This window comes from Streptomyces sp. SM10, assembly GCF_002910915.1.
In the GTDB taxonomy this organism is placed as follows: Bacteria; Actinomycetota; Actinomycetes; order Streptomycetales; family Streptomycetaceae; genus Streptomyces.
The window spans coordinates 67,352-76,497 of sequence record NZ_NEUF01000101.1 but is presented as its reverse complement, the minus strand read 5'-3'; the positions used below and the strand labels follow the sequence as shown (position 1 = coordinate 76,497).

Genomic DNA, 9,146 nt, shown 5'->3' with positions numbered 1-9,146 from the left:
CCCGCCGCTCCCGCGAAGGCGGCGCCCGCCAAGGCCGCCCCGGCAGCCGCGAAGACGGACGCCCCGGCCGAGGCCCCCGGCGGCCCGGAGTTCGTGACGCTGCGCGGCCCGTCGGCCGCCGTCGCGAAGAACATGAACGCCTCCCTGGAGCTGCCGACGGCCACGTCGGTCCGCGCCGTGCCGGTGAAGCTGCTCTTCGACAACCGCATCGTCATCAACAACCACCTCAAGCGCGCCCGCGGCGGGAAGATCTCCTTCACGCACCTCATCGGGTACGCGATGGTGCAGGCCCTCAAGGCCATGCCGTCGATGAACCACTCCTTCACGGTGAAGGACGGCAAGCCGACCCTGGTCAAGCCGGAGCACGTCAACCTCGGCCTGGCCATCGACCTGGTGAAGCCGAACGGTGACCGCCAGCTGGTCGTCGCGGCCATCAAGAAGGCCGAGACGCTCAACTTCTTCGAGTTCTGGCAGGCCTACGAGGACATCGTCCGCCGTGCGCGCGTCGGCAAGCTCGGCATGGACGACTTCTCCGGCGTCACGGCCTCGCTGACCAACCCCGGCGGCATCGGCACCGTCCACTCGGTGCCCCGCCTGATGCCCGGACAGGGCCTCATCATGGGCGTCGGCGCGATGGACTACCCGGCGGAGTTCCAGGGCACCTCGCAGGACACCCTGAACAAGCTCGGCATCTCCAAGGTCATGACCCTGACCTCGACGTACGACCACCGCGTCATCCAGGGTGCGGCGTCCGGCGAGTTCCTGCGTGTGCTCTCCCAGCTGCTGCTCGGCGAGAACGAGTTCTACGACGAGATCTTCAAGGCGCTGCGCATCCCCTACGAGCCGGTCCGCTGGCTCAAGGACATCGACGCCTCGCACGACGACGACGTCACCAAGGCCGCACGGGTCTTCGAGCTGATCCACTCCTACCGGGTCCGCGGCCACGTCATGGCCGACACCGACCCGCTGGAGTACCGCCAGCGCAAGCACCCCGACCTGGACATCACCGAGCACGGCCTCACCCTGTGGGACCTGGAGCGGGACTTCGCGGTCGGCGGGTTCGCCGGCAAGACGATGATGAAGCTCCGCGACATCCTCGGCGTGCTGCGTGAGTCGTACTGCCGCACCACCGGCATCGAGTTCATGCACATCCAGGAGCCGAAGGAGCGCAAGTGGCTCCAGGACCGGGTGGAGCGTCCGCGCCCGGCCCCCGAGCGCGAGGAGCAGCTGCGGATCCTGCGCCGCCTCAACGCCGCCGAGGCGTTCGAGACGTTCCTGCAGACCAAGTACGTCGGCCAGAAGCGGTTCTCGCTGGAGGGCGGCGAGTCCGTCATCCCGCTGCTCGACGCGGTCATCGACTCCGCCGCCGAGGCCCGCCTCGACGAGGTCGTCATCGGCATGGCCCACCGCGGCCGTCTGAACGTCCTGGCGAACATCGTCGGCAAGTCGTACGCGCAGATCTTCCGGGAGTTCGAGGGCAACCTCGACCCGCGCTCCATGCACGGCTCCGGCGACGTCAAGTACCACCTGGGCGCCGAGGGCACCTTCACCGGTCTGGACGGCGAGCAGATCAAGGTCTCGCTGGCCGCCAACCCCTCGCACCTGGAGGCGGTCGACCCGGTCCTGGAGGGCATCGCCCGCGCCAAGCAGGACATCATCAACAAGGGCGGCACGGACTTCACGGTCCTGCCCGTCGCGCTCCACGGCGACGCGGCCTTCGCGGGCCAGGGCGTCGTCGCCGAGACGCTCAACATGTCGCAGCTGCGCGGCTACCGCACCGGTGGCACCGTGCACGTGGTGATCAACAACCAGGTCGGCTTCACCGCCGCCCCGGAGTCCTCGCGTTCCTCGATGTACGCCACGGACGTGGCGCGCATGATCGAGGCGCCGATCATCCACGTCAACGGCGACGACCCGGAGGCCGTGGTCCGCGTCGCGCGGCTCGCCTTCGAGTACCGGCAGACGTTCAACAAGGACGTCGTCATCGACCTCATCTGCTACCGCCGCCGCGGTCACAACGAGGGCGACAACCCGGAGTTCACCAACCCGCAGATGTACACCCTGATCGACAAGAAGCGCTCGGTGCGCAAGCTCTACACCGAGTCCCTCATCGGTCGCGGCGACATCACCCTGGAAGAGGCCGAGCAGGCGCTCCAGGACTTCCAGGGCCAGCTGGAGAAGGTGTTCGCGGAGGTCCGCGAGGCCACCTCGGCGCCGTCCCAGCCGCATGTCCCGGACGTCCAGGCGGAGTTCCCGGTCTCGGTGGGCACCGCGGTCTCCTCGGAGGTCGTGAAGCTGATCGCCGAGTCCCAGGTGAACATCCCCGACGGGATCACCGTCCACCCGCGCCTGATGCCGCAGATGCAGCGTCGCGCCGCGTCGGTGGAGAACGGCACGATCGACTGGGGCATGGGCGAGACCCTGGCCATCGGCTCGCTGCTCATGGAGGGCACCCCGGTCCGGCTCGCCGGACAGGACACCCGCCGCGGCACGTTCGGCCAGCGCCACGCGGTCCTCGTCGACCAGAAGACCGGCGAGGACTACACCCCGCTGCTCTACCTCTCCGACGACCAGGCCCGCTACAACGTCTACGACTCGCTCCTCAGCGAGTACGCGGCGATGGGCTTCGAGTACGGCTACTCGCTGGCCCGCCCGGAGTCCCTGGTGATCTGGGAGGCCCAGTTCGGTGACTTCGTCAACGGCGCCCAGACCGTCGTCGACGAGTTCATCTCCTCGGCCGAGCAGAAGTGGGGCCAGACGTCCGGCGTCACCCTGCTGCTCCCGCACGGCTACGAGGGCCAGGGACCGGACCACTCGTCCGCCCGGCCGGAGCGCTTCCTGCAGATGTGCGCGCAGGAGAACATGACGGTCGCGATGCCGACCCTGCCGTCGAACTACTTCCACCTCCTGCGGTGGCAGGTGCACAACCCGCACCACAAGCCGCTGATCGTCTTCACCCCGAAGTCGATGCTCCGCCTCAAGGCGGCAGCGTCGAAGGTGGAGGAGTTCACCACCGGCGGATTCCGCCCGGTGATCGGTGACGAGTCGGTCAAGGCCGAGGCGGTCCGCAAGGTCGTCTTCGTCTCCGGCAAGCTCTACTACGACCTCGACGCCGAGCGCGAGAAGCGTGGTGACACGGAGACGGCGATCATCCGTCTGGAGCGTCTCTACCCGCTGCCGGGTGCGGAGATCCAGGCCGAGATCGCCAAGTACCCGAACGCCGAGAAGTACCTCTGGGCGCAGGAGGAGCCGGCGAACCAGGGTGCGTGGCCGTTCATCGCGCTCAACCTGATCGACCACCTGGACCTGGCCGTCGGCGCCGATGTGCCGCACGGCGAGCGCCTGCGCCGCATCTCGCGTCCGCGTGGCTCGTCCCCGGCGGTCGGCTCGGCCAAGCGCCACCAGGCCGAGCAGGCTCAGCTGGTCGCCGAGGTCTTCGAGGCCTGATCAGCCGCTGTACGTCACCGGAGGGCCCGGCCCCGCGAACATCTCGCGGGGTCGGGCCCTCCGGCTTTCCGGCCTCGTTATTCTGGTCGCATGTACTTCACGGACCGTGGCATCGAGGAACTGGAGAAGCGGCGCGGCGAGGAGGAGGTCACCTTCGAGTGGCTCGCCGAGCAGCTGCGGACGTTCGTCGACCTGAACCCCGACTTCGAGGTCCCCGTCGAACGCCTCGCGACCTGGCTGGCCAGGCTGGACGACGATGACGACGACGCGTAGTCAGCGGCCCTGACCTCCTGCGCCCGTACCCCTGACGTGGTTGTACGCCAGCCCCAGCACTCCCTGCACGAGAAGGACCAGGCCCGCCGTGATCCAGCCGCCGCTTCGGCGGCGGGCTCCCCAGAGGGTGAGCGGGAGGCCTGCGGCGACCTGGGCCGCGGCGACCGCGCGGGCCCTGGGGCCGAGCATCCAGGGTCCGAGGCTTCCGCTCTCGACGGCGTCGAGTTCCACGCGTACGGCGTCACGCCAGCCGGCCCATTCGATCTGTTCCGCCTCCGGGAGGATCCCTGCGACCGAGCGCAGCCGGTCGGCGGGATCGCCCGGAGTGAGACCGGGCGGGAGATCCACCCCCGCACGGGTGAGTACGGCGAGCAGTCCCCGCAGCCGGGCGTCGGCGTCCGCCTCCGGGTCCGCCCGGGTGAGCTTCTCCAGTGCCTGGACGTCCTGGACGGGGTCGAGGCCGAGCCGGAGGGCGGAGGTCCGCATGGCCTCCTCCTCGGCGGCCGGGGTGCCGTCGGCGAGCCAGGTGTAGCCGACCGGGCGGCGGAATCCCGAGGCGAGCGTGTAGCCGGACCGGTCGCCGTCCCACCACAGGGCGAGCACCGGCCATGTCGAGCCCACCGCGAGTGCGGTGGCCCAGCCGCCGACGACGCGGTCCACGGGTTCCGGGGATCCGTCGGATGCCGTGGCCCCGCCGGCCGCCGTTCCTCCGGCGCCTCCGTGGCCGTCCTTCCGCCAGGGCTTGCCCTCGGGGACGAGCACGCTCCAGCCGTCCCCGGCGGGTACGAGCAGCATGCGCTCCTGCAGGAGACGGGCCACGGGCCGTACGGTCTCGGGGTCGGCCCGGCACAGCATCAGGGCGCCCACGGATGTCGCGGTCATGCCCCATACGCTAGGGCACTTTGCTCGGATATGGGCGTTTCTATGCACCTCTGCGCCACCCTGATGCGCCCCCTTTCGATTCACTCTTGACTTCCCCCATCCGCGATATATCGTGTTCTCCAGAAGACGCGATATATTGCGTCACGCCCGCCAGTGGGAGGTCAGATCCATGCCCGAGACGACGTGGACCGTCGCCGAGCCCCGAAGGCTCGCCTTCGACGAGCCCGTGACAGCACTCACCGTGCGGATCGTCGACGGTGCGATCAACGTCGTCGGCACCGACGACCCGACCGCCCGACTGGAGGTGTCCGCGATCGAGGGTCCCCCGCTGGTCGTGACCCTGCAGGACGGCACCCTCACCGTCACCTACGAGGACCTGCCGTGGCAGGGCCTGCGCACCTGGCTCGACCGCCGGAGTCCGCGCCGCAGCGCGGTGGTCTCCCTGTCCGTACCGGCGGGGTCGGCGGTGGAGATCGGCTCGGTGGGCGCCGAGGCGGTCGTCTCGGGAATCCGGGGGCGCACCGGGCTGAGGGGCGTCTCCGGCGACAGCACCGTGGTGGGCCTGTCCGGCGCGGTCCGGGCCGAGACCGTGTCCGGCAACCTGGAGGCCCAGTCCGTCACCGGCGACCTCCACTTCACGTCCGTGTCGGGCGATCTGACGGTCGTCGCGGGTGCCGGCACCTCGGTCCACGCCGAGTCCGTCACCGGCCACATGGTGCTGGATCTCGACACCTCGCCGAAGCCGACGGACATCAGACTGACCTCGGTCTCCGGCGGGATCGCCGTCCGGCTGCAGCATCCGGCGGACGCGCGGGTCGAGGCGAACACCGCCGGCGGCACCCTGTCCCATGCCTTCGAAGACCTGCGTGCGGGCGGCCAGTGGGGTGCGAAGAAGATCACCGGCACACTGGGGGCGGGCACGGGCAAGCTGAAGGCGACCACCGTCTCGGGTTCGATCGCCCTGCTCCGCCGCCCGTCCGCCCAGGACCACTCCCACGACGCCGAGCCGACCGGAAAGGTGCTCTGACATGGCACCCGTATTCGCCCACGGCCGCCTGCGCCTGTACCTGCTCAAGCTGCTGGACGAGGCCCCCCGCCACGGGTACGAAGTGATCCGCCTCCTGGAGGAGCGTTTCCAGGGGCTGTACGCACCTTCGGCCGGCACCGTCTACCCCCGGCTGGCCAAGCTCGAGGCCGAGGGGCTGGTCACCCACGCCACCGAGGGCGGCCGCAAGGTCTACTCCATCACCGATGCCGGGCGCGCCGAGCTGGCCGGCCGCAGCGGCGAACTGGCCGATCTGGAGCTGGAGATCCGCGAGTCCGTGTCCGAGCTGGCCGCCGAGATCCGGGACGACGTGCGGGGTGCGGCGGGCCAGCTCCGCAGCGAGATGCGTGCCGCCGCCACCGAGTCCCGGCACACCTCGGCCGGTGGTCGGAGCGGCTGGGACGCCGGCCTCGGGGAGAAGGAGGCCTGGCGCACGGCGAAGGAGGAGCTGCGCAAGGCCAAGCAGGAGTGGAAGGAGCAGGCCCGCAGGGCGAAGGACGAGTCCCGCAAGGCGCGCGAGGACGCGGACCAGGCCCGCCGCCAGGCCCAGGAGGCGCACGAGAAGGCGCGGGAGCAGATGCAGACCGCCGCGCGCCAGGTCCAGGAGCACTTCGCGCGGGGCGACTGGCCCGCAGGGGTGCGGGACGGTCTGGCCGAGATCACCGGCCAGCTCGGCGGCTTCGCGAAGACCGGCACCTGGCCCTCGTACAGCCGTCCGGCGCCCGAGGAGCCGGACATCGAGTGGGCCGCCGACGCCACGGGCACCGGCGACGCGGCACGGGACCTGGACCGTCTGCTGGACCGCTTCCGCGACGACATCCGTGACGCGGCCCGGGACCGTGGCGTCAGTGAGACCCAGTTGGCACAGGCTCGTCGCCATCTGTCCACGGCGGCGACCCGCATCGACTCGCTGCTGCGCGATACGCCCGACGGGACGACGGGCACCACCGGCACGTCATGAACCCGCGCGTCGCCCGGCCGGACATCCCGGCCGGGCGACACCGGCCGGGCCGTCGTCGTCCCACCGGCTCCACCCGGCCAGGTCGCCGGTTCAGCTCGCGCGGGCCGTTCCCTGGCCCGCGTCTCCGTACAGCGCGCGTTCCACCGTCGCGTAGGTCGCACCGTGCTCGGCGAGCACATCGGCGACGACTCCGGGGCAGGCCGTCAGGGCCAGCAGCAGATGTTCCTCGCCGATGAAGCGGTCGCGCCGGCCGAGGGCGATACGCAGGGACTTCTCCAGGCTGCCCTTGGCGCCACCGGTGAAGGGGCGGCGCCCCGTCCACCACCGGCGGGCCCCGCGGTCGCCCGCCAGCACCCCCTCGCCGTGGGCGTCCTCGACCCGGGCCACGATCTCGGTGACGTCGATGCCGATTCCGGCGAGGGCCTCGGTGTCGGCCCTGGTGAGTCCGCCTCGGCGGCGGGCCTCGGCGAGCGCCGCCTCCAGGGAGGCGCGCCGGTCGGTGAGCCCGAGCGCGGCGACGGCGAAGAAGACCCGGCCGCCCTCCTGGTCCAGCAGGGAGAGCAGCAGGTGCTCCTCCGTGACCGAGTCGGCTCCGACCCGCTCCGCGTGGGTGACCGCGCCGGTCACGACGGCCCTGGCGCCCTTGGTGAATCGCTCGAACATCAATGCCTCCCGTACTTCTTGTGCACGGCCTGCCTGCTGACACCCAGCTCGGCAGCGATCTCCTGCCACGACCATCCCTGGACCCGGGCGGTTCTCACCTGGACGGCTTCGAGCTGTTCGAGCAGCCGCCGCAATGCGGCGACGGCCCGCAGCCCGACTCGCGGGTCGTGATCACCGGCGCGTGCGGCGAGATCCGTTGCTTCGGTCATGGTGTCAACTTACGTTGACATTCGAAGCCCGTCAACCATCGTTGACATCATCGGCGGCGAGGCGGGCGTGGCGCTCCACGTCGTACCGGAGATCCCCGTAACGAAGTTTCTGCCGTTCGATGCCCTCCGGGGCGAAACCGGCCCGCACGGCCACGGCGCAGGAGGCGGGGTTGTTCGTCCGGTGGCCGAGCTCCAGCCGGTGGAGCCCCAGGTCGTCGAAGGCCCAGCGGGCCAGCGCCCGTACGCCCCCGAGGGCGACGCCCCTCCCGCGGGCCTCCTCGACCGTCCAGTACGAAACCCAGCCGGTGCCGTGGACGCGGTTCACCGCCGACACGGCCACGTGCCCCAGCGGGACTCCCTCCCGGACGACGGCCCAGCCGTACGCCCGGCCGGCCGCCCGTTCGCCCTCGCTCTCCGCGATCCACTCCAGCGCCTCGGCGGTGGTCGTCACCGGCCGGCCCGCCTGCCGTGCCATCTCCGGTGACGAGAAGGCACGGAGCACCGCCGGGGCGTCGGGGGGCCGCCAGCGCCGCAGCAGGATCCCTTCCGGCGTGGGCAGTTCCCCCCGGCCGCTCATCAGGGGGTGAGGACGATCTTTCCGAACAGGTCTCCGGCGGCGAGCCGCTCGAAGCCCTCCCGGGCCCGGTCGAGCGGCAGAACCTCGTCGATGACGGGCCGCACTCCGGTGGCCGCACAGAACGACAGCAGATCCTCCAGCTCGTCCTTGGAGCCCATCGTGGATCCGACAACCTTGAGCTCGAGGAAGAAGATGCGGGTCAGTTCGGCGTGCGTGGGGCGGTCGCCGCTGGTGGCACCCGAGATGACCAGGGTGCCTCCGGGGCGCAGCGACTTGACCGAGTGGGACCAGGTCGCGGCACCGACGGTCTCGATGACGGCGTCGACACGCCCCGGCAGCCGCGCGCCGGGCTCGTACGCCTCGATGGCGCCCAGCTCGACGGCCCGCTTCCGCTTGGCCTCGTCACGGCTGGTGGCGAACATCCGGAGGCCTGCGGCCCTGCCGAGCACGATCGCGGCGGTGGCCACACCCCCGCCGGCGCCCTGCACGAGGACGGCGTCACCGGGCCGCACCCCGGCGTTGGTGAACAGCATCCGGTACGCGGTCAGCCAGGCGGTCGGCAGACAGGCGGCCTGCTCGAAGGTGAGCTCCTTCGGCTTGGGCAGCACGTTCCAGCTGGGGACGGTGACCTGCTCGGCGAAGGTGCCCTGATAGCGCTCGGTGAGGATGGAGCGCGGCTCGTCCGGGCCGACGCCGTGTCCCGTCTGGCCGATGACGGAGTGGAGGACGACCTCGTTGCCGTCCTGGTCGATACCGGCGGCGTCGCAGCCGAGGATCATGGGCAGCTTGCCCTCGGCGAGACCCACCCCGCGCAGGGACCAGAGGTCGTGATGGTTGAGGGAGGCGGCCTTCACCCTGACGGTGGTCCACCCGGACCGCGCCTCGGGCGCCGGGCGTTCGCCCAGTTCGAGCCCGTCGAGGGGCCGGTCACGGTCGATGCGGGCTGCGTAGGCGGCGAACATGGCCACGACGATAGGCCGTGACGCGCCGTGACGTAACCGTTCGAAGGTGTGACACACGCCCCAGCTCACCGGCGTGTGAGGGAGCCTTCCGACGTGGACCGGCCCGTGGGCCGCCGGACGGGGTCCG

General features: G+C 71.0%; 9 protein-coding genes. 4 read left to right on the top strand and 5 right to left on the bottom strand.

Annotated elements, in window-relative coordinates; translation table 11 throughout:
• A partial coding sequence (locus tag B9S57_RS15695) for a multifunctional oxoglutarate decarboxylase/oxoglutarate dehydrogenase thiamine pyrophosphate-binding subunit/dihydrolipoyllysine-residue succinyltransferase subunit (protein ID WP_103516196.1) occupies window positions 1-3,447 on the top strand: 3,447 nt, incomplete at its 5' end.
• A gap of 90 nt (window positions 3,448-3,537) precedes the next feature.
• On the top strand, window positions 3,538-3,720 hold the full coding sequence (locus B9S57_RS15690; RefSeq protein ID WP_103516195.1) for a DUF6104 family protein: 183 nt from the start codon (window positions 3,538-3,540) through the stop codon (window positions 3,718-3,720).
• On the opposite strand, the gene B9S57_RS15685 is transcribed toward B9S57_RS15690, so the two are convergent.
• Entirely contained in the window at window positions 3,721-4,602 is an 882-nt protein-coding gene (locus tag B9S57_RS15685; protein WP_103516194.1) for a hypothetical protein, read from the bottom strand. It abuts the gene before it with no gap.
• 169 nt (window positions 4,603-4,771) lie between these two features.
• Here B9S57_RS15685 and B9S57_RS15680 point away from each other — a divergent pair, with 169 nt between their 5' ends.
• Both B9S57_RS15680 and B9S57_RS15675 read left to right on the top strand, forming a co-directional pair.
• The gene (locus B9S57_RS15680) at window positions 4,772-5,629 is read left to right on the top strand and encodes a DUF4097 family beta strand repeat-containing protein (protein ID WP_103516193.1); all 858 of its coding nucleotides are present in this window, start codon (window positions 4,772-4,774) and stop codon (window positions 5,627-5,629) included.
• A gap of 1 nt (window position 5,630) precedes the next feature.
• Entirely contained in the window at window positions 5,631-6,608 is a 978-nt protein-coding gene (locus tag B9S57_RS15675) for a PadR family transcriptional regulator (protein WP_103516192.1), read from the top strand.
• 90 nt (window positions 6,609-6,698) lie between these two features.
• Here B9S57_RS15675 and B9S57_RS15670 read toward each other — a convergent pair whose 3' ends face one another.
• Genes B9S57_RS15670 through B9S57_RS15655 form a run of 4 tightly spaced genes read right to left on the bottom strand, consistent with a single transcriptional unit; the run spans window position 6,699 to window position 9,019 of the window.
• Window positions 6,699-7,271 carry a Clp protease N-terminal domain-containing protein gene (locus tag B9S57_RS15670; RefSeq protein ID WP_103516191.1) on the bottom strand — a complete coding sequence of 191 codons (573 nt, stop codon included), beginning with the start codon at window positions 7,269-7,271 and terminating at the stop codon, window positions 6,699-6,701.
• Window positions 7,271-7,480 (bottom strand): sigma factor-like helix-turn-helix DNA-binding protein, encoded by a 210-nt coding sequence (locus B9S57_RS15665; protein ID WP_103516190.1) that lies wholly within the window; start codon window positions 7,478-7,480, stop codon window positions 7,271-7,273. The genes B9S57_RS15670 and B9S57_RS15665 overlap by 1 nt, the downstream gene beginning before the upstream one ends.
• Before the next feature lie 31 nt (window positions 7,481-7,511).
• Window positions 7,512-8,057: a GNAT family N-acetyltransferase gene (locus tag B9S57_RS15660; RefSeq protein WP_103516189.1), complete on the bottom strand. Its 546-nt coding sequence runs from the start codon at window positions 8,055-8,057 to the stop codon at window positions 7,512-7,514.
• Window positions 8,057-9,019: a zinc-binding dehydrogenase gene (locus B9S57_RS15655; protein WP_103516188.1), complete on the bottom strand. Its 963-nt coding sequence runs from the start codon at window positions 9,017-9,019 to the stop codon at window positions 8,057-8,059. The genes B9S57_RS15660 and B9S57_RS15655 overlap by 1 nt, the downstream gene beginning before the upstream one ends.
• Window positions 9,020-9,146 lie beyond the last annotated feature (127 nt).